Source organism: Pseudomonas sp. LPH60, from assembly GCF_030718165.1.
Taxonomy (GTDB): domain Bacteria; phylum Pseudomonadota; class Gammaproteobacteria; order Pseudomonadales; family Pseudomonadaceae; genus Aquipseudomonas; species Aquipseudomonas danubii.
This window is the reverse complement of sequence record NZ_JAVAJH010000009.1, coordinates 16,225-39,943: the sequence shown is the minus strand read 5'-3', so window position 1 is coordinate 39,943 and position 23,719 is coordinate 16,225. Positions and strand designations below refer to the sequence as shown.

Sequence of the window (23,719 nt, the reverse complement as noted above, 5' to 3'; positions counted from 1 at the left end):
GCGGGGAGCAGGTGGAGGAGATGTGTTGCTGTGCGTGAGCCTCGCAGAAATGCGTTGACCGCCAGGGGCTGGCGCGGTTAGTTTCCGGTCCATGAATTTTTCTGCCCATCGTTCCCAGCCAAGCATTATTACCGCCATTCCTGATTGGCGGGCTTGCTGACGACTGCACCCAACCCGCCCTGGAGGCGGGTTTTTTCTCTCTGTCTCCCGGGCTCCGAACACAGCCAGGAGATCCATCATGCATTGCCCCAGCCGTCTTGCCAGCACGCCCCAGCCCAGCGCCGACATGGCCCTGCTGGAACGCTATGTGAAGATGATCCTCGCCGCGCCGGTCTACGACCTGGCGATCTGCACGCCGCTGCAGGCGGCGCCCGCCTTGTCGCAGCGGCTGGGCAACCAGATCCTGCTCAAGCGCGAAGACCTGCAGCCGACCTTTTCCTTCAAGATCCGCGGCGCCTATAACCGTCTGGCCCAGCTCACCGCCGAGCAACGGCAGCGCGGGGTGGTCACCGCGTCCGCTGGCAATCATGCCCAGGGGGTGGCCCTGGCGGCGCGGGAGCTGGGGATCAAGGCCAGCATCGTCATGCCCGACAGCACTCCTGAGCTCAAGGTATTGGGCGTCAGCAGTCGTGGCGCCGAGGCGATCCTGCATGGCGAAAGCTTTCCCTTTGCCCTGGCCCACGCCCTGAGCCTGGCCCAGCGCACTGGGGGCACCTTTGTTTCGCCTTTCGATGACCCCCATGTGATTGCCGGCCAAGGCACCGTGGCCATGGAGATCCTGCGCCAGCAACAGGGGGCGCTGGACGCGATCTTCGTCCCGGTGGGCGGTGGTGGGTTGATCGCCGGGATCGCCGCCTACGTCAAATACCTGCGGCCGGAGATCCGTATCGTGGGTGTCGAATCCGAGCATTCCAATTGCCTGCAACAGGCGCTCGCCGCGGGGGAACGGGTGGTATTGCCCCGGGTCGGGACCTTTGCCGACGGCGTTGCAGTGGCGCAGATCGGCGAGCATGGCTTCCAGATCTGCCGCCATCATGTGGATCAGGTGATCAGCGTCAGCAACGACCAGTTGTGCGCCGCAATCAAGGACATCTACGACGACACCCGCTCCATCACCGAGCCGTCGGGCGCCCTGGCGGTGGCCGGGATCAAGGAATACGTAGCCCGCAGCGGCAGCAGCGGCCAGACCCTGGTGGCCATCGACTCCGGCGCCAACATCAATTTCGACAGCCTGCGCCACGTCGTCGAACGCGCCGCCTTGAGCAGCATTCCGGCCTAGCCGCTGGCTTGCCAGCGCAGACGCCCGTTAGAGCGGCCCCCGTCGTTGCGGCCTGTGCGCCGGCAAGCGGAAGGCCGCCCGGCCGTTTCCTATGAGAGCAGTGGACGCAGGAAGCTGCGCTCGTAACTGAGGATGAGTTTTTTCTTCATCACCGACGCCACCAGGGCCACGCTGTCCGGATCGCTCAGAGCGCTCTGGCGGTAGGCTTCGTAATCGGCCAGGGACGGGAAGCTGAACAGGCAATAGGCAATGTTACTGGCCCCTTCCGAGGGCAGGAAATAGCCATGATGGGTGCCGCCCAAACGCCTGACCACAGCGATCCAGGCTTTGGAATAGGCTTCGAACTCGGCCAGTTGGTAGGGATCGATCACGTATTTGACATGGCAGGTAATCAAGGAGGGAACTCCGGGCGAGGGCAAGGATCAGCGTTGTATCAGGTGTGACTCTTCGAGCGGGCCACGCTGTTGAGCAAGGCTGGCACAACGACCCGGGCATTCTGCGGGGCGGCAAACCAACAGCGCAACCGCCTGCCATTCCCGGCGTTAAAGTCAAAACCCCTGGTACTGAGAGCGAAATCGAATTTAGCAAGGTCGCCAAAGCCGCTTACTCTGTAGTCTGGCTTCGTCTGTCAGGACAAAACGGACCTGAGCCAGAATCGCTAGCGAACATGGACGTCGCGGCCAGCAGGCATTCGCCCAATCATTGGTCGTGTTGAATAAAAGGAGAGCGTCAGCATGTTTTTATCTGCCCTGGAACTGCGCAACATCATTGAGAGCAGCTTTCTGCCCAAACGCTGCCAATGCACCCTGAGCCCGGACCTGTCGATGACGGTCAAGGTCTATGGCGACCATGAAACCGACCGGGTCGAGCTGGTGGTCAGCGGTATCGACGCTGCGCAGCTCAATGGCTGCCGGGAAATCAACGAACTGATCGCCGAATTGCGCTACGACCTGGCCAATGCCCCGGGCGGGCTGTCTGGCCTCAAGCGCAGGGCCCATTGAGCGCGGTCCCCTGACAACGCTCACCAGCGCGTGCCGCTCTGGCCAGGGCACGGCGCATCAGTTTTCGTACATGCAGGCGTGGGCGTGCTTCTGGTAGGAGATTTCCGCCAGTTCTCCAGCCTTGTTGATGTAGCGCATATTGGCGGTCACGACCTCACAGCGGCTGGTCGGCGGCTCGGTCATGGAGATGACCTTGGCGACGTCCAGGCGCATGCCGTACTCATAGGGCATCACCTCGACATTGACATCCGAGGCCTGGGCCAGGCCGCTGAATCCGCACAGGGCCAGGGCGGCCAGGGCAAAGCGCTTGGGTGTGTTCATACTGGTTCTCCATTACAGGCAATGACGGTTCAGTCTGGGGACTGAACTCGCTGCACGAAGCCCTAAAAGCGTTGCGGGCCAGTGCGCTCCGGAACAGAGTGCTGATTTAGGATTAATCTATCATTAAGAGGTAATTGATAGATTTTGAAATATTTAGTTCCCGTCCCATATACGATCCAGCGAGCGACTGCTCCCGGGTCACGCCCGGTCCGGTTTCACAGTTCGCTGTAGGCAATCCGCTGATGACTGGGCAAGGCGCGGTTCAACAGTTGCTCCAGGGATTGTTCCGGGGGCAGGTAATCGTCGCCAAAATCGCCGTCGGCCAACTGCGTCGGGTGGGTCACCACTTCGACCACCCCCGCGGGGATGAAGCCGTCCAGCAGATCCTTCGGCGTACACACCGTGTTCACCCAGCGTCCCGCAAGCCAGCCAATACGCCGGTTCAACGCACTTTTGAACAGGCGCTTGAGGGGGCCGATATTGCCGCCGACATTGCGCGCCAGGCGCACCGGCACCCCTTGGCGGGCGGCGAAGCGGGCAACGATGGCCGCCACCGGCCACAGATTGTGCACGTGCTGGTGGGAGTCGATATGACTGGGCCGCAGCCCCTGGTCGACACAGCGCTGCCATTGCGCCGCCAGTTCCTGCCACACGGCCTCGGCAGCTGCCGGCGGCAGGCGCAGGACGGAGCGCGGCAGGTTCAGGTCGAACTGCCCCTGGGCATTGCAGAACAGAGCCTGGCTGCGGATGCCCTGGCTCAGGGGCGCGCCGTAGGTCAGGTTGAAATGCAGGCCTATGCGTCCCAGCAGGGCGTGCTCGTGGCTGAGGCGACAGGCATCCTCGAAGGCCGGCATGTTGGCCATCAGGGTGGCGGAGCTGATCACCCCGCGCTGGAAGGCACGCAGGGTCAGTTGGTTGTAGTCCGGGTCGAGGCCGAAGTCGTCGGCGTTGACGATGACCCGCTGCGCTCGGGTGACGGTCAGGGTGTGTTTCATGGGCGAGCCCCTTGTGCGGTGGTGGTCTGGCGGCGCTCGCGCCAGGCCTTGAGATGAGGTTTGAGCTGTTGCCAGAGGCGCTCGGCGACACCGGCCAGCAGGCCCCGGGGACGCCAGGAGTAGAAGCTCCAGCGCTGGTGCTCCACCAGGCCGCTCATGCGTTCATGCAACTGATGGCTGGAGCGGCTTAGGCTGACCCGGGAGGCGTCCACCCACTGCCAGCCTTCCTCCAGGCCCCAGCGAATCCATTCGTCCAGCAGCAGGCGGCCACTGCCCAGGTTGGCGTAGTCGGCGAGGAAGGCGATGTTGTAGTCATACAGGCGACCGCGCTCCAGCAGGCCCAGGCGATAGCTGATGCAGCGGCCCTGGTGTTCCAGCATCACCACCCGCACGCAACCCTCGGCCGCCAGGCCATGCAACGCCGTGTGCATCCACTGTTGGCGCTGTGCTCCGGAGAAGATCCCCAGGCCGTCGGCGCCTTTCCAGCTGGCCTGTTCCACCTCGCGGAGCATCTCCAGTACTGCATCGATACCGTCGGCCTGGGGCGTCACGCGGATCACCCGGGCGTCAATCTCCGCACAGCGCTTTTTGGCCCGGCGCAGCTCGTAACGCAGGGTGCCGCTGGCTTCCTCCTGGTCGCTGGGGACGATCAGGTGTTCTGGCGCGCGGCAGCTCAGGGACTGTTCGCTGTACCCGCTTGCCCGGCGCCAGGGCGCCAGCAGGGGGGCGGCATCCACCAGTTCATGGAATTGCAGCAGGTCATGGGGCAGTTGCCGGCGGATTTCCCGCAGGGCCGCGGGCATGGCGTCTTGTGCTGGAGCGGCCACCAGCAGCGCCAGGCGGTCGCTCAACGGATGGCCCAGGTGGCGGACCACCTGCAGGGTCAGCCCGGCCCTGGATTCGCGGCCGCGGATCAGCGGCAGGCACAGCAGCAGGCGCTGGTCCTGCCAGCCCAGCAGAATCTGCAGCTGCTGATCCTGCAGTGCCTGTTCGGCGCCTCGCAACCAGCTCAAACGATTGAACGGCGTGGCCTGCTCGACGGTTTGTCGCAGCTGTTCATAGGCCTTTACGGGGAAATCCTGGGCACTCAGGCTGGTGCACCATTGCCAACGCAGGTTCACGTTCGCTCCTTGTCTATTTCAGTGGCTGGGGCCGGTGACTCGGCCAAGCGACCCCGGCGCAGGTGATGCAGGCGCGTCTGGTGATAAGGGCGACGCCGGTGGAAATGCAGGCAGCGCAGCAGGCAGTAGACGTGCAGGGATTCGCCGACTTCCTGGAAACCCAGGCGCATGTGCATCTTCAGCGCCGGCTCGTTGCGCACATTGACCAGGGCCCGGGTGGCTTTGAAGCCCCGCTCGCGGTACTCGTCCCAGAGCATCTTCTGCGCCAGGATCACCACCCCCGAGCCGCGAAACGGCGGCGCGCATTCACCGGCGAACTGATACAGGCAGCCCGGCGGCATGCGCATCCAGCAGCGGTACAGCTGATCGTCGTAGTAATCGCGCTCGCTGACCCAGACCATCATCATCACGTTGCCGTCCGGATCCAGGTGCGCGCTGCCCCGGTTGCCCTTGTCCAGCAGGCCGCGAATGGCCGGCAACTGGGCCTTGAAGTACTTGTCGAAGGCCGGCAGCAACTCCCGGGTAATGGGCACCTGGGGCCAGCGGCTGGGGTTGATGGGGCAGGGCACCGGCAAGGCCAGGGAGCGCTCCAGGGTCAGCAGCTCCCAGTGGTAATAGAAGAAGCGTTCAGAAAAGACCCGCAGGCTGCCCCGCAGGCCCTTGCGGCGGATTTTGGCCAACAGGCCGGTCAAGCGACTCATAGGGTTGTCCAGGTCAAGGCAAACAGGGTTTCACCGGGCACTTGGAAGCTGGCCCGGCCATCGCTGCAGTGCAGCTCGGTGTGACGGCTGCGGCCATCGGCGCCCAGCAGTTCGAGGGTGGGGCTCGCTTGGCAGATGGTGGCGTCGCCCAGTTCGATGTTTTGCGTGCGCGGCGTCTTGGCCACCCCCAGCAGGCTGTGGCGCTGACCGTCGCGCAGGGCCAGGGCATCCACCTCAAAGGAGGGGTTGTCCAGGGCCTGGACCTGGCCCAGCCAATGCTGCCGGATGAACTGCTGGGCCATGGCCACCGGCTTCAGGCTGAAGCGCTGGGCATCCTGCTGCGACAGCATGCCCTTGGGGTAGTCGGGTTCGTCGGCGGCCTGGAACCAGTTGAGCATGTCCAGCAGGCCGTCCTGGGAGGCGTTGATCACCACCGAGGTCCACCACAGGGCGGCGTAGTGGGTGTCCTGCTGATAAGGGCTCAGGTCCGGGCCACTGGAGATGTTGGTCTGGCTCAGCAACAGCGCCTTGCGTGGCCGGCCCTGCTCATCGAGCCCCACCAGATCGGCGGCGGCGCGCACGCTGGTGCGATAGCGACGGGTGGCCAGCAGGTCGCGGACCATCCATTCGTGCCAGGCCAGGGCATCGATGTCGGCACCGTGTTCGGCCAGCAATTGCCGGGCCCAGTCGATGCCCCGGCGTTGCCCGGCGCCAATGCGAAAGGGACCGTCCAGCAGTCGTGAACTCACCGGCATGGCAATGCGCACTCCGGCGGCGCGCGCGTCGGAGTTGGCCTTGGTGTGTTCCAGCATCTGCGCAAAATAGGCGGCAAACGCTGCGTAGCTGGGGAAGTTGAGGTTGGGTTCGTCGGCAAAGGCCAGGTAATGCAGGCCCTGGTTGCCCAGGCGCACGCTGTCCGCCAGCCAGGCGTCGAGCCCGGCCAGGGTGGCGCTGTCGGCGTCCAGCACGGCCCGGCGGCCGGTGCCGGCCAGCAAGGTGATGTCGCGCTCGATCTTGAAGTCTTCGCGGTACAGCCGGCGAAAGGTGATTTCCCGCTGGGGTTCTTGCTGGATCACATCGACGAAGCTGTAGAAGTTGGCAGCCTGCGGGCCCAGGGCGCGCAGCAGTTCGAAGGTCGACGACGGCGGCTCGGCATAGGGCAGGGCGATCCCCAGGTGCGGGCTGGGACCGCGCACCTGGGGTTTGAGGCGCAGCTCGACCCGCGCCGGGGTCCATTGCAGCGGGTGCAGCTGACGCAGGTCCTGGGCGAACAGGTTGGCAGTGCCGTCGAGCCAGAACGCCACCTTGCCGGAGCCGCCCAGGGACAGGCGCCAGACTTCGTCCTGCTGGGCCACCGGCAAGGCGCTCTGGTCGAATTGCCCATATTGCGGGTGCTCCACCAACGGCAGGCGTACCTGCTGGCCGTCGCTCAGGCGCGTGGCCTGAAGCACGCTGACCCCGCCGTAGTACTTGCCCGCCAGCAGCGCCTGCTCGCCAGCGGCCACGCGAAAGTACAGCTCGACGCCGCTGGGCACATCGGCACTGAAATGCACCTTGGCCGGCTCGAACTGGGCCAGGGTCGAACGGTCGTGGCCGACCTTGAAGTTGCGAAAGCTGTAGCCCGGCACTTGCAGGCGATAGTCGCCGCGGGCGGCGGGCAGCTGGATCTCCCGCTGGCCGTAAGGTTGGTCGGCGCGGATGTCCAGCTGTTGCAGCAACTGGCCGTCCGGTTGCAGCAGGTACAGCTGTTCCTGGTTGGCGTCGCTTTGCCAGGCCGGGCTCCAGCGCAGTTGCAGGGTGTCGGCGCGGTCGGCTTGCAGATACAGGCTGCCGTCGCGGATATCCCCCCATTGCATGGGCTCCGCGTGCAGGGATGAGGCCGCCGCGATCAGCATCAGGGCGAGCAGGGAACAGGGTTTCATCAGGCCGTTTCCTTAGGGCGCAGTAGATGGCGCACGTAGACAATGTCTCCAGGTAGCAGGATCAGGGTGCGGTACCAGGCCACGCCGCTGAGGTGGCAGTACAGGCCGAGCATCACCAGGCTCACCGCCAGGTAGGCCATCGACGAGGCCAGGCCGGCGCCGACGATGCCCAGTGGCGCAATCAATACCGCGTTGAGGATCAGGTTCAGCAGCGCGCCACCGGCCAGCAGCAGCGACAGGCTGCCGGGGCGCTGTTTGCCCAGCAGGTCCAGGCGCAGGATGCTGGCGTAGCACAGGCCGAACAGCCCCGGCAGCAGGGCCAGCAGCGCGTCGTAGGCTGGGGCGTAGGCGGCGCCGAACAGGGTGACGATCAGCCACTGGCCGATCAGCGCCATGCCCAGGCAGGCGCCAAGCATTACCGTGGCCGTCAGGCGCAGGGCCAGGGCCGTCAGCTCTTCGATACCGGAACCTTGCTGCAGCAGGCGTTTCATCAGCGGCGTGGTCACCGCCTCGGGAATGATCAGCAGCAGTTCGGCGGCGGCGCTGGCCATGGCGTACCAGCCCAGGGCGACGGGGTCCAGCAGGGCGCCGATGAACAGGTAGTCCGAGCGCAGCATCAACTGTTGCGACAACACCCCCGGGTGGCTCTGGGCGCTGTAGCGCAGCAGCTTGCCCTGCTCACCGGCCTGCCAGCGCAAGCGCAGGTCATGCCAGCGGCGCAGCCAGCACCAGCCGACCACCACCACCAGCACGGTGCCGCCCAGCCAACTGACCAGGGCCGCCGACAGCGGCTGGTCGCGCCAGACCCACCACAGCCCGACGAACAGCAGCAGCGGCACCAGGGATTCCAGCAGGCGCAGGGCATTGAAGGCCTCGACCCGACCGTCGGCGTTGTGCAGGGTCAAGAGACCGCTCTTGAGCACGGTGATCGGCACCGCCAGCAGCAACAGCCAGGCCAGGTCGCCCAGTTGCAGGCTCAGTTCCCAGTGGCTGCCCCAAGTGTTCATCAGGGCCAGCCCGGCCAGAGTCAGCAGGCTGGCCAGCAGGCAGCCGTAGACCAGCACCTGAGTCAGCAACAGTCCCATGGGGCGTTGGCGGGCGGCTTCATAGCCGACGGCGGTATTGAGGCCGCCGCTGGTCAGGGCCGCGATCAGGTCCGGCAGGGTGCTGAGCAGGGCGAACAGGCCGCGATCCGCCGGGCCCAGAAGGCGCGCCAGCAACACGTTGCGCAGCAGCCGCAGGCCGATCATCGCCAGTCGGGTGCCCATGCTCAGGGCCAGGTGCCAGAGGTAGCTGCCGCGCTTCATGCCCGGGCTCCCTGGAGCAGGCGCCAGGCCAGCAGCCCGGGGCGTCCGGCGCTGGCGTGGCTGACATCGATGCGGGGCAGGGCCAGCAGCGGATTGCCATCGGCCTCGATCAGCCCCGGGCGGGTACCCAGGGCATAGCGATAACCCAGTTCGGCCACCGCTGCGCGCACCTCGGGATTGTGATCGCCATTGGGGTAGCAATAGACCCCCAGCGGCGCCTGGCAGTGCTCCTGCAAGGCGTGGTGGGAGCGCTGCAGATCGGCCCGCATCGCGGCGCCGTCAAGCCGGGTGAGAATGCCGTGGCTGGCACCATGGGGACCAAAGCGCACCAGTGCCGAGCGTTCCAGGCGCTGGACCTGGGCCCAGTCCAGGCTGTGGGGCGCGCTGTCGTCGGGGCAACTGTCGGCCAGGGCTTGCAGGGTCTGGGGCGGCAGGCCTTTGAGCTGTTGCAGATAGCCCCCGAGGATGCTGCTGCGAGCGCGGCTGGCGCCGGGTTGCAATAGCTCCGGTGGTGGTGCCAGTGCCAGGGCCCGCAACTGTGTCAACAGCGGTTGAGCGGCGGCGCTGTCGGCCTGTTGCCACAGGGTTTCACCAATGGACTCCCACCAGAAACCCTGGCGCTTGCCGATGTAGTCCGTGGACAGGAAGATGCTCGCCGGCATCTCGTAGCGCTCCAGCAGGGGATAGGCGACCTCGGCATTGTCCCGCCAGCCATCATCGAAGGTCAGGGCCACCCGGGGCCGGTCGCCCGCAGGCAACTCCAGCAGGTGCTGCAGGGGCACACAGTCGAAGTGCCGACGCAGCCAGCGCAGCAAGTGTTCGAAATGCCCCTGGCCGACGCACAGCGGCGCCCGATGGGGCAGGCTGGCTTGCGCGGAATCGGCCACTACCCGGTGCAGCATCAGCACCGCGCCGGCGTCGCTCAGACGGATACGGCCGAAGCTGTGCAGATAGGCGCTGCCCAGCAGGCGCTTGAAGGATTGTTTGATGGCCATGTCAGCGATTCTGTTGTGGGTTCCACAGGGCGTAGCGCCGCCCGCGGAGAAACTGCCAGAGGCCCATGCTCATGCCGGCCAGGGTCACCAGCACGAAGCCGGCGAGACGAAATACCTTGGGCAGGCGCCCGCGACTGTCCAGCAGCCCCATCACGCCGGCCGCGTAACCCAGCAGTTGGGCCGCCAGGCCCAGGCTGTAGAAGGCGCCGGCGTTCCACAGCCACAGATTGCTCAACAGCAATGGCAGCAACAGCACCGGGGCCAGGCGGCGGATCAGCTTGTGGCTGATCAGGGCAATGGCGTAGGCACCGTGGCGCAAGGGGTTCATCAGCTCGCGGCGCTGAGCCAGGCTCTGCAGGCCGCCGACCGTGACCCGCAGGCGCCGGCGATATTGCTTGCCGGCTTCGTCCACGCCCTGGTCCAGGACCTGGGCCTCCTCCACATAGACGATGCGCTTGCCGGCCACCGGGGCGCAGGTGCTGATGAAGAAGTCATCGTTGACCTCGGCGGGAATGCGCTGGAACAGCTCGCGGCGCAGGGCCAGCAGCGCGCCGTCGGCGGACACCATGCAGCCGGTGCGGTTCTCGGCCTGGCGCAACCAGGCTTCGTAGTGCCGGTACAGGCTGTCGCCCAGGCTCAGGTTGTGCCCCGGGTCGGGGATGATCATGTGCCCGCCGCAGGCGCCAACCTGTGGGTCGGCCAGGGGCGCCAGGAGCTTGCCCAGGGTGTCGCCGGACCATTGGTTGTCGGCGTCGGTGAACACCAGGATGTCGTTGCGCGCCAGTTCCACTGCGGCGTTCAGGGCCCCGGCCTTGCCCACCCGGGGCAGGTCCAGGACCAGCACCCGCGAGTCGCGCACCGCCAGGGCGGTGGCCACGGTATCGTCGCTGGAACCGTCGCTGGCGAGGATGATCTGCAGGTCCGTGGCTGGGTAGTCCTGCTGCAGCAAGGTGCGCAGCTTGTGCTCGATGTGCGGGCCTTCGTTGTGGGCGGCGATGATCACGCTGACCGACAGCGGCTCACCCGCCTGCAGCGGGCGCGGCCGCACGAACAGGCTGAGCAGGGCCAGTAGCAGCGGATAACCGATCCAGGCATAGAAGGGCAGTAACAGGCACAGCCAGAAAATAGTGTTAGCCACGGTCAGGTCTCACGACAGAACGGTTGAACAGACCCTGCACCAGGGCCACGGCGCCCAGGTGCAAGCGCACCCAATGCAGCAGCCAGAGTTGCAGGACAAACAGCAGATCGCGCTGGCGCAGCCCCTGGCGCAGGGCCAGGACCAGAGGCGCCAGGGAACCCAGCAGCAGGCATAGCGCGGCGGCGCCCGGCTGGCCCAGCAGCAGGCCGAACAGCGCCAGCAGGCTCAGCAAGGCACAGCTCAGGCACAGCAGGGGAAAGCGCAACAGACGCAGGTTGAGGCCGCCCCCCTTGAGCAACTGCAGGTGGCTGCCCTGGCGCCAGCGCTCCTTGCCGGCCCACTCGCCCCAACTGCCTTCAAAGCCCCAATGCAGCACCTGGGGCTCAGACAGGCTCAACTGGCGGGCGCCGGCCGCGTGCAGCCGCAGACCAAAGTCCTTGTCTTCGCCGGTGCGCAAGTGTTCGTCGAAGCCGCCGACCCGCTCGAACCAGACCCGTTTCAGGCACAGGTTGGGGGTCGGCATCCAATGCAGCAGGCGCGCCGGCTGACTGCCAGCCAGGCTGCGGCGCTGCCAGGCCCGGGCGAACCAGGGCGCGCAGTCCGGGGCGGCGCAGTCCAGGGCAAAGACCTCGGCGCGGTTGTCCGCCAGGGCCTGCTGCCAGAGTTGCAGCCAGTTGCCGGGCACCTCGATGTCGGCGTCGAGAAACGCCAGGCAATCGCCAGTGGCCACGGCGGCGCCGCGATTGCGCAAGGCGCCGATGCCCAGGCCCGGGCACAGCAGCACCCGCGCGCCCAGCTCACGGGCCCGTTGCGGCCCCTGGTCGGTGGAGCCGTTGTCCACCACGATCAACTCGTAGTCGATGGCTGCGACCCGGGCGGCGAGGATCACGCTGTCCAGGGTCCGGGTGATGTGACGTGCCTCGTTGTACATGGGCACGATCACGCTGATCCTTTGCATCTTTGCCTCCCTTGGCCAGGTTTGCATTTATGAGGTGGGCGCCGGATCTTCTTCGGCTTCGAGCCGCAGCACGCTGGACAGGGCCAGGAAGATCCACAGGTACTTGTGGTTCGGCGCGCTGAGAAACAGCAGGAACAGCGCCATGGCCAACAGGCTCAGGCCCAGGTGGGTGGCGATGTCCGCCTGTTCACGCTGGCCCCGGGCGAGGAAGCCCTGGCGCGCCCGCTCGAAGTTGCGCAGGCCCATGAGCATCAGCACCACGAAGCTCAAGCCGCCGGGAATGCCCAGTTCGCTGAACAGTTCCAGGTAGGTGTTGTGGGCCCGGCGGAACAGGTCGGGCTCGTTCATGTTTTCCGAGAAGCTGCTGGCGAAGCCGGTCTGCGCGTAATGAATCGGGAAGGTGCCCAGGCCCGAGCCCAGCAGCGGGTTCTTGCGGATCATCTGGCCGCCCACCACCAGGTAGGAAGTCCGTCGGCCCAGGGAGGTGTCCGCCGAATGCGCGCCGGACTTGAGCATGCTCAGGGACTGAATTCGCGCCACGTATTCGGCTGGCAGCACGGCGATGCCCAGGGGCACGACGATCGCCACGGCGAACATGGCGAACCCCAGGTGCTTGGGCCGCAGGCCCTTGAGCCGGTCGCGGTAGTGCCACAGGCCAATGGCGATGGTGAACAGCACCACCAACAGGCCGGAGCGCGAGTCGGTCTTGGTCATCCCGGCCATCAGGGTCAGGCTGATGCCGACCCAGAACAGTCGCCCCGGCCAGTGGGGCGAGCGCAGGGCGAGGAGGATCGCCGGCGGCACCGCCATGGCGATCAGCAGGGCGAAGTAGTTGGCGTCCTGCAGCAGGCCGATGGCCCGGCCGCCGACCTGGTACTTGGCGGAGATCAGCGCGATCACACAGGTGATGGCCACGCTGACCGCCAGCAGGCGACAGAGCATCAGCAGGTGGGTTTCCCGGGCGATCAGCAAGGTGACGAAGAACAGCACCAGGCCCACGGCCAGCTCCCGCAGGCTGTCCAGGGACACCAGCAGGTTCTCGCTGTACATCAGGCTCAGCAGCAGGCACAGCAGGAACGGCCCCAGGGCCCGCCACAGGTTGCTGCGCAGGCGGGTATCGGGGATGTGCCGCAACAGCAGCTTGAACAGCATGATCAGGATCAGCGAGGCCCCCAGCAGCTTGGCCCCGGAGAACGCGCTGTCCTTGAACAGGCCCTCGAAGGGCACCAGGGCGCAGATGCCCAGCAGGCCCCAACCCGGGCGGCGGTAGAGCAGGGCCAGGCCCACCAGCCCGACCACCACCAGCGGCGCCAGAAACGGCCAGGGGCTGGCGAGCAGCAGCAGGCTGGCCAGGCCCAAGAGGAGGCCGAGAAACGGGGCGGCGATCATACCGGGGTGCTCTCCCTGGCCAGGCGATACAGCTCATCCCAGCTGCGGGCCAGGGTGGGCAGGTGATAGTGCTTGCGCTGGGTGACGCGGGCGGCCTGGGCCAGTTCCTCGGCCAGGGCCGGGTCATCCAGCAATTGGCCGATGCGCCGCTCCAGATCGACGCTGTCCAGGGGCTTGGCCAGCAAGCCGTTCTGCCGGTGTTGCAGGACATCGGGAATGCCGCCCACGGCAAAGGCCACCACCGGGGTGCCGGCCTGCATGGCTTCCAGCAGGATCATCGGCGTGCCTTCGGTGCGCGAACTGAGCACCAGCACATTCAGGCGCTTGAGCCAGGGCTGCATGTCCTGCTGGTAACCGGGCAACAGAATGCGCAGCGACAGCCCGGCGGCGTCGATGCGCTGGCGCAGGGCCTGGTTCTGTTCGCCGTCACCGAGCAACACCGCCTTAAGCGTGGGGCGCTGCCGGCACAGGCTGATCAGTGCGTCGAGAAACAGGTCCGGGCCCTTTTCCGCGCTCAGGCGTCCGACGAAGCCCACCATCGGCTCCATCTCGTCGCGGCGTATTTCGGCCTCCCGCAGCGGCGGCCCATCCTGGTTCACCGGCAGCACCCGCTTGGGCTCGGGCAGGCCGTTGGGAATGACCCGCAGCTTGCCCTCGGCCACGCCGGCCTGGCGGTGCAACTGGGCAATGCTTTGGGCCACACAGGCCACCCGGCGCACCTGAGGGCTGCGGCACAGGCGCAGGCTGATCCAGGTGTAGAGCTTCTGTTTCAGGCTGCGCGGCGTGAAGCCGTGCTGGGTCAGCACCAGGGGCAGTTGCAGGCGCCGGGCACAGACCCAGGCGAACACCTGGGCCTTGAAGTTGTGGGCGTTGAGCAGGCCGGGCTGCTGCCGCAGATGGGCCAGCAGCGCCTTCAGACAGTGGCAGTTATGGCTGGCCACACCGGCCTCGCTGAACCGCTGCAGCAAGCTCTGCGGGGCATTGATGAACACCACCCGATGCTGTCCCGGAGTGATCCGGCAATGATCCAGCAGCATGCGTTCGGCGCCATAGAAGCCGCCGCTGTGGATCAGGTGCACGATAGGCTGTGCGGCCAGGCTCAGGTCGTTCACTGTTTGGCCCAATACCAGGCCCAGCGCCAGGTCCAGCGTGGATAGGGATTGACCTGTTGCTCTTCAACCGCGTTGAGCACCATCAGTACCGGCAAGCCGAGGTGATCGCTGACCTGGGCCGGATGCTTGAAGCGGTGATCGAAGAACTCGTAGACATAACCCAGGGCAATCGCCAGCAGCAGGCCGGTGAGCAAGCCCAGGGGAATGATCAGCATGGGCTTGGGAAAGGCCGCTTCGCTGGGTTCGTAAGGCTGGCTGAGCACCCGGGCGTTGGACAGCTCGCCACTGATCAGGCGCTCGCCGCGGCTCTCTTCGTAGCGCTGGGTGTAGGTGAAGAAGGCTTTGTGCAAGGCGTCGATTTCAGTGTCCAGTTGGCGCAGCTTGCTCAGCACTTCCTGCAGGTCGCGGACCCGGGCCTTGTAGTCGTTGATGCGCGCGGTTTTCTGTGCGATCACCGATTGGGTGATCTGCAGGTCGCTGCTGCGCTCGCGAACACGGTTTTCCACCACTTTGAGGAACTGCGCCCGGGCCCGCACGATCTGCTCGCGCTGCTGCTGCATCGGTACGCTGTCGGCGCGGTAGGTGTCGGCGGTGGTGCCGTACTGGCTGACCAGATTGGTCAGTTGTTCGCCCAGTTGCTTGATCTCGCGGTCTTCGTAGGCAACGTTGTCCACGGTGTTGGCGAAGGCGAAGGGGAAGGTGTAGTCGGTGATGCCGGCCTTGCGTGCCGCCGCCAGGTTCTTCTGCAGGTAGTCCAGGCGGCGCTGGTTCTCCAGGGCCTGGTCGCGGTAGCCGTTGAGGGACTGTTCCTCGGTGTTGATGGCATTGAGGCGGAAGGTGATCTCCTCCTTGGGGTCGGAGGCGTGGGCCGCTTCCAGCAGCGCCTGGCGCTTGCCTTCCAGGTCATCCAGGCGCGACTGGTACTGGGCCTTCTTCTGCTCGTAGAAGGCTTCGGGCAGTTCGTTGGATTGCAGGTCCTGGCGGTTCTTCAGGTAGTTGGCCAGCAGGCGCTCGACGAAGCGCGTGCCTTCGGCGGCATTGGGGCTGGCGTAGACGATGGAGATCACGTTGGAGCCGGGCAGGGTGCCGATCTTCAGGTCCTTGACCGCCTGATCGGTGAAGGCATCCAGGCTGGTGTCACGCACCGGGTCCACGGCCAGGCCGAAGAAACCGCGTACCGGGTTGATCACATGGTTGCGCAGCGGATCGATCAGGCCATTGCGGATGGGCTTGAAGATCAGGCGGGTCAACAGGCCTTCGCTGCCGCCGAACTGGCCTTCGCCGCGCAGCTGCTCGATCGTGGTACGGATCAGGGTTGGTGAACGCAGGATATTGCTCTCGGTCTCCATGTCCGCCAGGGACGGCGGGATGAACTTGTCGCTGTCCGGGGTGAGCACGGTGTTGGCGTCGGTCTGCGACAGTTTCTTGGACTGCACAATGACTTCGGCGGTGATCTCGAAGCTCTGCTTGAGCACCAGCGGCAGCACCAGCGCAATCAGGGCGAAACCGAGGAACACCCGCTTGATCAGGCGTCGATTGACAAAGAACACGAGCAGAAACTCGTGCAGGTAGTTTTCGATCTTGGTCATCAAGAGGGAACTCAGTTGTTGTTCGTTTCTTTGTTGTCGACGCGGTAGCCGAAGCTGAACCCGACACCCTGGAACATGATCACGTCCGCCAGCTGCTTGCTCAGGGCGCCGGCCTTGGCCAGGCGGGTCTTGGGCACGTAGAGCATGTCGTCCGGTTGCAGGTAGGCGAACTGCAGGGCCTTGCCGTCCAGCGCCGCATCGGCGTCATACACCCGGGCTTCGACCTGATTGCCCTTGCGCCGCATGATCACCACCGAATCCAGGCGCGCGGTGGGGCCGGCGCCCTTGGCCAGGGTCAGGGCTTCGAGCACCGAAATCGGCCGGCGCACCGGATAGGCCCCGGGCTGGCCGACTTCGCCCATGACGAACACTTCGTTGGCCGCGGTGGTCTTGAGCAGCACGTCGACGCTGACCTGGCCCACTTCCTTGGCGTAGCGCTGGTTGATCAGGGTCTGCAGCTCGCTGAGGCTCTTGCCCTGCAACGACAGGCTGCCCAGCAGCGGGAAGCTGGCGCGGCCGTCGGAGCCGACCACGATCTCCCGGCTCAGGCCGGTGGCCGGGTTGGTCAGGCTGGTGCGCAGGTTGTCCAGCTGGGCCATGGCGTGGGAGATCGAGAAGGTGATCTGCGGCTTCTTCAGCACCTTGGCGTACTGCGTTTCCAGGGCCTGGCGCGCCTGTTCGGCGGACAGCCCGGCGACCTGGATATTGCCCACGTAGGGCATGTCGATGCTGCCGTCGGGCAGTACCAGCTTGCTGCCGCCCAGCTCCGGTGCGGTGAGAAAGCTCACGTCCACCTGGTCGCCGGGCTGCACCCGATACGGCTGCTGGCTGGTGGTGCCGATGTGGAAGATCACGTCCAGCACGTCCTGCGGGCGCAGCACCTGTTCGATGGGCATGACCTCGGTGAGCTGGGCCTGGTCGGCCGGGGCGCTGAGGATCTGCACCGGCATCTGCTGCGGCTCGCGGTTGACGCAGCCGCCCAGGGCCGCCAGCAGCGACAGGCCCAGCAGGGAGAGTCTTGGCTTGTTCATGGTTACACGGTCCTTGTGCCGGTCAGAGACGGTCATAAACCCACTTGGGCATGTAGTACTTGCGAGCGTTGAACACGCTGCCGATCAGCTTCGCCTCGGCCTGGATCAGGCGCTGCGCCGCGGCCTGGGCCACTTCCCAGCGGGTTTCCTCGCTGCGCACCACCAGCACCACGCCGTCCACCTGGGTGCTCAGGGTGAGGATGTCGCCGCTGCTGTACACCGGGTCGCCGTCGATGATCACGAAGCGATAGTCCGCGGCCAGGGCCTGCAACAGTTCCTGCAGCAGTTCCGGGGTCAGGCGCTCGGCGTATTGCTGGCGGCGGCCCAGGGGCAGGAAATCGAAGCCCAGTTCATCGCTGCTTTCGATGCACTGCGCCAGGAGCGGCGGGGTATCGGCCAGGGCCAGGTCGAGAAAGCCGGGGCGTTCGCCCAGGTCCAGGCGCCGGGTCAGGCTGTTGTCCGAAAGGCTGGTGTCCACCAGCAGGACCCGGCCGCGGCTGGTGCGCGCCAGTTCGCTGGCCATGCTCAGGCTGCTGCTGGTGATGCCGCTGTTGCGGTTGGCCGCCGTCAGCAGGATCACCCGCAGTTCCCGGTCGAGCACGGTCACCGCCAGGTTGCTTTCGCTGGGACGCTGGATCTTCAGACTGGCTAGGGTTGCTGCCGCCATTTCAACTTGCTCCATGGCCATTGAGGACCTTGAAAGGGGTTTTGATCAGGATCTTCAGGTCGAGCCAGGGGCTCTGCTGGAAGATGTAGGTCATGTCGAGGGTGACCCGACCGTCGAAGTCCACGTCGCTGCGTCCGGACACTTGCCACAGGCCGGTGATCCCGGGGTAGATGCTCAGGCGCCCGAGGTGGTGTTCCTTGTAGGTCTGGGCGTGGAACGAGGTCGGGCGCGGGCCGACGATGCGCATCTGGCCGAGCACCACGTTGATCAGGTTCGGCAATTCGTCGAGGCTGGTGCGCCGCAGGAAACCGCCGATGCCGGTGATCCGCGGGTCGCGATCGATCTTGAAGTCCACCGAATCCGGGCCGTGCTTGTTCAGGTGGCGCACCGAGTCCTTCAAGGCTTCGGCGTTGACCACCATGGTGCGGAATTTGTACATGCCGAAGCGCCGGCCACGAAAACCGGTGCGCAACTGGACGAAGAACACCGGCCCGGGGCTGGTGAGCTTGATCAACAGCGCGACCGTCAATAGCACGGGCGACAGCAGCACCAGCAGCGTCGCCGCCAGCAGCGCCGAGGTCAGGCGTTTGCTGCGTGACAGGGTCCAGGGCCGGCCGCCGTCGCGGCCGCTGATCCAGCCATGCTGCTGCAGCTCGATGGCGGCCTGGACCTTGCGCCGGAACGGATCGTTGCGCCGGTCGATGCGAGCAGGCGCCGGCACCTCGGTTGCAGGCAATGAGAAGGGTCTTTCCATATCCACCGGGAATACTTCCATAGCAAAGGTTGGGTAAAAACGCCCAGGGGTGTGGGCTCAGGACGCGCCGCCCGGGTAGTAGCTCAGGTACCACTGGACGAAGTGCTTCAGGCCCTCTTCCAGGGTCACCTGGGGGCCGAAGCCGGTGAGGTTTTCCAGGGCACTGACGTCGGCGCAGGTGTTGAGCACGTCACCGGGCTGCAGGGGCAGGTACTCCACCTGGGCCTGGCGTCCGAGGAGCTTTTCCAGGGTTGCCACGTACTCCTTGAGTTCCACCGGGCGCTGGCCGCCGATATTGAACAGACGCCAGGGCGCCATGCTGGTGGACGGGTCCGGTTGTTCGCGGTCCCACAGCGGGTCGCGCGCCGGCGGCTTGCCCAGCAGGCGTACCAGGGACTCGACGATGTCGTCGACATAGGTGAAGTCGCGCTGGTGCAGGCCGTAGTTGAACAGCTTCAACGGCCGGCCCTGGCTGATGGCGTCGGCGAACAGGATCGGCGACATGTCCGGCCGGCCCCAGGGACCGTAGACGGTGAAGAAGCGCAGGCCGGTGGCCGGCACCCCGAACAGGTGGCTGTAACTGTGGGCCATCAGCTCGTTGGCTTTCTTGCTCGCCGCGTACAGCGACAACGGGTGGTCGACGTTGTCGCTGACCTTGTACGGCGTCTGCTGGTTGGCCCCGTACACCGAGCTCGATGAGGCGTAGATCAGGTGCTCCACCGGGTAGCGCCGGCACATTTCCAGCAGGTTGAGGAAGCCCGAGAGGTTGCTGTCCAGGTAGGCCTTGGGGTTTTCCAGGGAGTAGCGCACCCCGGCCTGGGCGGCGAGGTTGATCACTACTTGGGGCCGGACTTCGGCGAACAGCCGCTCCAGGCCCTCGCTGTCCGCCAGGTCCAGGCGTTGCAGGGGGAAGTGTCCCACTTGCTGTTCGACCCAGCGCACCCGGTCGCGTTTGAGCTTGGGGTCGTAGTAGTCGTTGAAATTATCCAGTCCGGTGACCTGATGCCCATCCTTGAGCAAGCGCAGTGCGGTATGGGCGCCGATGAAACCGGCGGCCCCGGTGATCAGGATATTCATGCGCGCAGCGCCTCCGGTACGCGGTAGGGCAGGCCGATGCTCAGGTAATGCAGGCCGGCGTCCGCTGCCTGTTGCGGGTTGTACAGGTTGCGGCCGTCGACGATCAGGCGATCGTTGAGGGTGTCGTGCAGCAGCTTGAAGTCCACCACGCGAAAGGCTTTCCACTCGGTGCAGATCACCAGGGCGTCTGCGCCTTGCAGGGTGTCGTCACGGGTTGCGCACAGCTGCAGGTCGTCGCGGTAGCCGTACAGCCGTCGGCATTCGGTCATGGCTTCAGGGTCGTAGGCATGGACCTTGGCCCCGGCCTGCCACAGCGCTTCCATCAGGTAGCGGCTGGTGGCTTCGCGCATGTCATCGGTGTTGGGCTTGAAGGCCAGCCCCCACAACGCAATGACCTTGCCCTTGAGGTTGTCCCCCAAGTGCGCCTTGAGCTTGCGAAACAGCACATGGCGCTGCTGTTCATTGACGTCACGCACGGTCTTGAGCATGTGCGGCTCCAGCCCGTGGCTTTCCGCGGTGTGGATCAGCGCCCGCAGGTCCTTGGGGAAGCAGGAGCCGCCGAAACCGGCGCCGGGGTAAATGAAGTGGTAGCCGATGCGCGGATCGGCGCCGATGCCCTTGCGCACGGCGTTGATGTCCACCCCCAGGCGTTCCGCCAGGTTGGCCATTTCGTTCATGAAGCTGATGCGGGTGGCGAGCATCGCGTTGGCGGCGTACTTGACCAGCTCGGCGCTGCGGTTATCCATGAACATCAGGCGGTCATGGTTGTGGTTGAACGGTGCATACAGCTCGCTCAACTGCTGGCGGGGCCGTTCGTGGGAACAGCCGACGACGATCCGGTCCGGACGCATGCAGTCGGCCACCGCCGAGCCCTCCTTGAGGAACTCCGGATTGGAGACCACGTGCACCCGCAGTTGGGACTTGCCCAGGTCCGCCAGTTGTTCGGCGACCGTCTCGATCACCAGGTCAGCAGTACCCACCGGTACGGTGGATTTGATCACCAGAGTCTTGTCGCTGTGCATCAGACTGGCAATGTTGCGGGCCACCGCCAGGACATGGTCCAGGTCCGCCGAGCCGTCTTCGTTGGAGGGCGTGCCGACTGCGATGAAAATCACCTGGCCATGGCCCACTGCATCGCTGGCCTGGGTGGTGAAGTGCAGTCGGCCGGCCTTTTGATTCTCTTCGATCAGGGTCGCCAGACCCGGCTCGTGAATCGGAGGAATGGAACGTTGCAGCTGGGCAATCTTATGGCTGTCGATATCGACACAGACCACGTTATGCCCGACATCGGCGAGGGCAACTGCTTGCACCAGACCGACATAGCCAGTACCAAAAACGCTGACTTCCAAGGGAACGACCTCGTCCATGATGAGTGTTGGGGTGAGGGCATGCCTCACCTTCTGAAAAGGCGTGTGGCACATGGCCGCTATCACGCTCTTTTTTTGACACTACCATAAGGCCGAGACGTTTAATTGACGTTTTGCAGTGATGCATAAATGACGCCGGCGTTTTCAGCGAATCTGATTTTGATGACAAATCCTTTTAAAACAATAAGTTAGATTGATTAATGATGGTCATAATGGAAAGCGTCAAATACTTGATCAGTTGTTCAGAAAGAATAATAAAACCGACGAACGGTAGGTAAAAACGTAAAAAATATGATGCTTTTTCGCCACTATTGACTACTGCACTGTCTTGGTCGGGTGGTTTTCTGATTATTTAGTCAGGTTTTTTGGCCGGTCTTATCGTGCTGAAAGTTATCAAAATTGACAGCTTTTCTGCTGGTTATGGCTGTTCGACGACATGGGCAGTGAGTGCAGTCGTAGCGACTGGAGGAGTCAGACTAAAGTCGGGTTGGGGGCGGGGCGGGCCATCTGCCATTATTGCCGGCCTTCATTGATTCAATCAATTCAACCTGCGGATTTTGATTCGCGGGATGGATTTCACCTGGGTCTTTCTTTACCTCGCGTCACTGATTTTCTGCTGGAGCCCGTTCATGCGTCCCCCTTTTGCGTTACTCAATCCGTGCCCGCTCCTGGGCCTCGGAGCTGTCGTCCTGTGCGCAGGATTTGCCCCGCTGGCCCAGGCCGGTGGTTTTTTCGAGGACAGCAGCGCCAAGCTGGAGTCACGTACGGTCTACTTCAATCGGGACTTTCGCGACGGTCACACCCGCACTGATCAGGGGGCTTCCAAGCGTGAAGAATCGGCCCAGGGTTTGATCCTCAACCTGCAATCGGGCTACACCGAAGGCACCGTGGGTGTTGGCCTGGATGCCTTGGGCATGTTGGGTATCAAGCTGGATTCCAGCCCTGACCGCAGCAACAGTGGTCTCTTGCCGTCCAGCGGACACAATCCACGGGGTTCTGCGGACCAGTACGCCAAGCTGGGCTTGACCGCCAAAGTGCGAATGTCCCAGACCGTATTCAAATACGGTGCGCAACTGCCGGACCTGCCATTGCTCAAGTACAACGACGGGCGCCTGCTGCCGACGATGTTCAACGGTGCCGTGCTCACGTCCAAGGAGGCCAAGGGCCTGACCCTGACGGCTGCGCGCCTGAACCGTTACACCGCCCGGGACTCCACCGATGCCCAGGACATTCGCGTGCACTGCAAGAACAAGCGCTATGCCTGCAACACCACCGCGGACCACTTCGACAGCTATGGCGTGGACTACCAGTTCAATGAGCGCCTGACCGGCCAGTACCACTACGCCGAGCTGGAAGACATCTACCGCCAGCATTTTGTCGGTCTGTTGGCCAACCAGCCGCTGGGCCCTGGCGTGCTCAAGGGCGACCTGCGCCTGCTCAAGAGTGCCGACACCGGCGCCGAGCGCGCCGGTGGCATCGACAACCGCGCCCTGAGCACCTTGCTCGGCTACAGCCTCAGCGGTCACACCCTGAGCGCCGGCTGGCAGCGCATGTACGGCGACAATTCGATGCCCTACCTGGATGGCAGCAACCCGTACCTGGTGAACTACGTGCAGGTCAACGACTTCGCCGCGATCCAGGAACGTTCCTGGCAACTGCGCTACGACTACGACTTCAAGGCGCTGGGCCTCAATGGCTTGAGCTTCCTGACCCGTTACGTCAGCGGTGACCACATCAAGGTGCCGGGCAGCCTGCGTGAAGGTCGCGAGTGGGAACGCGACAGCGAGCTCAAATACGTGGTGCAGAGCGGCACCTTCAAGGACGTGAGCCTGCGCCTGCGTAACGCCACTTACCGCAGCAACTACCAGAAGATCGCCCGTGACATGGACGAGACCCGCCTGATCGTCAGCTATAACTTCTCGTTGCTCTGACCGAGGCCCAGGAAAAGCACCACGGTGGCGCTGAAAGTTGCAGGAGCTGGCTTGCCGGCGAAGGCGTCGCCCGAATCGGCGCAAGGCTGACGGGCCTCTTCGCCGGCAAGCCGGCTCCTACAGCGGTTGCAGTTGATGGCGGTAGGGCAGGTCCGGGCCGGTGCGGGTGCAGGTGAGCGCCGCGGCCTGGACGGCAAATCGCAGCAGGCTGTCGATCTGGGCAGGGGTCAGTTGCCCCAGGCCCTGAGGCGAGTCCAGGCCCTGTTCGGTGAGCCAGGCGATCAACGCCGCCTGGAAGGTGTCACCGGCGCCCACGGTGTCGGCCACCTGCACCTGGGGCGAGGCCACCGACCAGTTGCCATACCGTGCACTGAATACTGTGGCGCCCTGGCTGCCACGGGTCAGGAACACCAACTGCGCATGCTCTTGCAGCCAGCCCTGGATCAGTTCCTCGGGCGCCTGTCCGGGATACAACTGGGCCAGGTCCTCGTCGCTGACCTTGATCAGGTCAGCATGCTGCACCAGTTCACCGATACGCTGGCGCCACAGCTGGATATCCGGCTGCGGGTTGAGTCGCACATTGGGATCGAGACTGATCAGGCGTCGCCCCCGCTCACGGTGCACCAGGGCCAGCAGGGTGTCGGCAATCGGCTGCACCACCAGGGAAAACGAGCCGATATGCAAGCCGCGCACGCTCGGGTCCAGCTCCGGCAGGTGTTCCTGCAGAAGCTGGCGATCGGCACAGCCTTCGCCACGGAAGCTGTAGTGGGGCGAGCCGTCGGCGCCGACCGCCACCATGGCCAGGGTGGTGGGGGCGTCGAACTCCTGCAGGTACCGGGTGTTGACCCCTTCGTCCTGCAGTACCCGTCGCAGGCGTTGGCCCAGGTAATCCCGCGACAGCCCGGCCAGCAGGGCCACGTCAATGCCCATTCGGCGCAGGCCCAGCGCCACATTGAAGGGCGAGCCCCCGGCAATGGCCTGGAACTGCACTTTATTGGCTTGGGTACTTGCGTCATCGACGCTGAAACAATCAAACAGCGCTTCGCCACACACCAGATACATAG

The 23,719-nt window shown here is 64.8% G+C and carries 21 protein-coding genes and 1 pseudogene; 3 read left to right on the top strand and 19 right to left on the bottom strand.

Annotated features, from left to right (window positions below; translation table 11 throughout):
* Positions 1-238: 238 nt before the first annotated feature.
* A pseudogene (ilvA, locus tag Q8O96_RS27140) lies at positions 239-1,261 on the top strand (threonine ammonia-lyase, biosynthetic); the annotation flags it as partial.
* A gap of 107 nt (positions 1,262-1,368) precedes the next feature.
* Here the strand turns inward: ilvA and Q8O96_RS27135 are convergent.
* Positions 1,369-1,674 (bottom strand): NIPSNAP family protein, encoded by a 306-nt coding sequence (locus Q8O96_RS27135; protein ID WP_305949759.1) that lies wholly within the window; start codon positions 1,672-1,674, stop codon positions 1,369-1,371.
* 339 nt (positions 1,675-2,013) lie between these two features.
* On the opposite strand from Q8O96_RS27135, the gene Q8O96_RS27130 reads away from it, so the two are divergent.
* Positions 2,014-2,280, top strand: coding sequence for a DUF1652 domain-containing protein (locus Q8O96_RS27130; protein WP_102863530.1), 267 nt, complete (start codon positions 2,014-2,016; stop codon positions 2,278-2,280).
* Between the two features lie 57 nt (positions 2,281-2,337).
* Here the strand turns inward: Q8O96_RS27130 and Q8O96_RS27125 are convergent, their stop codons facing one another.
* From Q8O96_RS27125 to Q8O96_RS27045, 17 genes are all read right to left on the bottom strand, one after another.
* A complete protein-coding gene (locus Q8O96_RS27125) occupies positions 2,338-2,601 on the bottom strand; it encodes a DUF2790 domain-containing protein (RefSeq protein WP_305949758.1) in 264 nt (87 codons plus the stop codon).
* A gap of 215 nt (positions 2,602-2,816) precedes the next feature.
* Positions 2,817-3,596 (bottom strand): ChbG/HpnK family deacetylase, encoded by a 780-nt coding sequence (locus Q8O96_RS27120; RefSeq protein ID WP_305949757.1) that lies wholly within the window; start codon positions 3,594-3,596, stop codon positions 2,817-2,819.
* Positions 3,593-4,717: a GNAT family N-acetyltransferase gene (locus Q8O96_RS27115; protein ID WP_115580088.1), complete on the bottom strand. Its 1,125-nt coding sequence runs from the start codon at positions 4,715-4,717 to the stop codon at positions 3,593-3,595. The genes Q8O96_RS27120 and Q8O96_RS27115 overlap by 4 nt, the downstream gene beginning before the upstream one ends.
* Positions 4,714-5,418 (bottom strand): GNAT family N-acetyltransferase, encoded by a 705-nt coding sequence (locus Q8O96_RS27110; protein WP_102863534.1) that lies wholly within the window; start codon positions 5,416-5,418, stop codon positions 4,714-4,716. The genes Q8O96_RS27115 and Q8O96_RS27110 overlap by 4 nt, the downstream gene beginning before the upstream one ends.
* Positions 5,415-7,340 carry a hypothetical protein gene (locus Q8O96_RS27105; RefSeq protein ID WP_305949756.1) on the bottom strand — a complete coding sequence of 642 codons (1,926 nt, stop codon included), beginning with the start codon at positions 7,338-7,340 and terminating at the stop codon, positions 5,415-5,417. The genes Q8O96_RS27110 and Q8O96_RS27105 overlap by 4 nt, the downstream gene beginning before the upstream one ends.
* Positions 7,340-8,647 carry a lipopolysaccharide biosynthesis protein gene (locus Q8O96_RS27100; protein ID WP_115580087.1) on the bottom strand — a complete coding sequence of 436 codons (1,308 nt, stop codon included), beginning with the start codon at positions 8,645-8,647 and terminating at the stop codon, positions 7,340-7,342. The genes Q8O96_RS27105 and Q8O96_RS27100 overlap by 1 nt, the downstream gene beginning before the upstream one ends.
* Positions 8,644-9,642 (bottom strand): polysaccharide deacetylase family protein, encoded by a 999-nt coding sequence (locus tag Q8O96_RS27095; RefSeq protein WP_305949755.1) that lies wholly within the window; start codon positions 9,640-9,642, stop codon positions 8,644-8,646. Before Q8O96_RS27095 ends, Q8O96_RS27100 begins: the two co-directional genes overlap by 4 nt.
* 1 nt (position 9,643) lies before the next feature.
* Positions 9,644-10,780 (bottom strand): glycosyltransferase, encoded by a 1,137-nt coding sequence (locus Q8O96_RS27090; protein ID WP_102863538.1) that lies wholly within the window; start codon positions 10,778-10,780, stop codon positions 9,644-9,646.
* Positions 10,773-11,738 carry a glycosyltransferase family 2 protein gene (locus Q8O96_RS27085; protein WP_115580085.1) on the bottom strand — a complete coding sequence of 322 codons (966 nt, stop codon included), beginning with the start codon at positions 11,736-11,738 and terminating at the stop codon, positions 10,773-10,775. Before Q8O96_RS27085 ends, Q8O96_RS27090 begins: the two co-directional genes overlap by 8 nt.
* A gap of 27 nt (positions 11,739-11,765) precedes the next feature.
* Complete coding sequence (locus Q8O96_RS27080; protein WP_305949754.1) at positions 11,766-13,127, bottom strand: O-antigen ligase; 1,362 nt, start codon at positions 13,125-13,127, stop codon at positions 11,766-11,768.
* On the bottom strand, positions 13,124-14,251 hold the full coding sequence (locus tag Q8O96_RS27075; protein WP_115580083.1) for a glycosyltransferase family 4 protein: 1,128 nt from the start codon (positions 14,249-14,251) through the stop codon (positions 13,124-13,126). Before Q8O96_RS27075 ends, Q8O96_RS27080 begins: the two co-directional genes overlap by 4 nt.
* Positions 14,236-15,828 carry a lipopolysaccharide biosynthesis protein gene (locus tag Q8O96_RS27070; protein WP_115580082.1) on the bottom strand — a complete coding sequence of 531 codons (1,593 nt, stop codon included), beginning with the start codon at positions 15,826-15,828 and terminating at the stop codon, positions 14,236-14,238. Before Q8O96_RS27070 ends, Q8O96_RS27075 begins: the two co-directional genes overlap by 16 nt.
* 11 nt (positions 15,829-15,839) lie before the next feature.
* Positions 15,840-16,859: a polysaccharide biosynthesis/export family protein gene (locus tag Q8O96_RS27065; protein WP_305949753.1), complete on the bottom strand. Its 1,020-nt coding sequence runs from the start codon at positions 16,857-16,859 to the stop codon at positions 15,840-15,842.
* A gap of 22 nt (positions 16,860-16,881) precedes the next feature.
* Positions 16,882-17,526 (bottom strand): CpsD/CapB family tyrosine-protein kinase, encoded by a 645-nt coding sequence (locus Q8O96_RS27060; RefSeq protein ID WP_102863544.1) that lies wholly within the window; start codon positions 17,524-17,526, stop codon positions 16,882-16,884.
* Between the two features lies 1 nt (position 17,527).
* Positions 17,528-18,280 carry a sugar transferase gene (locus Q8O96_RS27055; protein ID WP_102863545.1) on the bottom strand — a complete coding sequence of 251 codons (753 nt, stop codon included), beginning with the start codon at positions 18,278-18,280 and terminating at the stop codon, positions 17,528-17,530.
* A 57-nt stretch (positions 18,281-18,337) separates the two neighbouring features.
* The gene (locus tag Q8O96_RS27050; RefSeq protein WP_305949752.1) at positions 18,338-19,357 is read right to left on the bottom strand and encodes an NAD-dependent epimerase; all 1,020 of its coding nucleotides are present in this window, start codon (positions 19,355-19,357) and stop codon (positions 18,338-18,340) included.
* Positions 19,354-20,706, bottom strand: a complete 1,353-nt coding sequence (locus Q8O96_RS27045; RefSeq protein WP_180988575.1) for a UDP-glucose/GDP-mannose dehydrogenase family protein — start codon at positions 20,704-20,706, stop codon at positions 19,354-19,356. The genes Q8O96_RS27050 and Q8O96_RS27045 overlap by 4 nt, the downstream gene beginning before the upstream one ends.
* A gap of 647 nt (positions 20,707-21,353) precedes the next feature.
* Between Q8O96_RS27045 and Q8O96_RS27040 the strand changes: the two genes are divergently transcribed.
* Positions 21,354-22,655: an OprD family porin gene (locus tag Q8O96_RS27040; RefSeq protein ID WP_305949751.1), complete on the top strand. Its 1,302-nt coding sequence runs from the start codon at positions 21,354-21,356 to the stop codon at positions 22,653-22,655.
* A gap of 117 nt (positions 22,656-22,772) precedes the next feature.
* On the opposite strand, the gene Q8O96_RS27035 is transcribed toward Q8O96_RS27040, so the two are convergent.
* Positions 22,773-23,717 carry a carbohydrate kinase gene (locus Q8O96_RS27035; protein ID WP_305949832.1) on the bottom strand — a complete coding sequence of 315 codons (945 nt, stop codon included), beginning with the start codon at positions 23,715-23,717 and terminating at the stop codon, positions 22,773-22,775.
* Positions 23,718-23,719 lie beyond the last annotated feature (2 nt).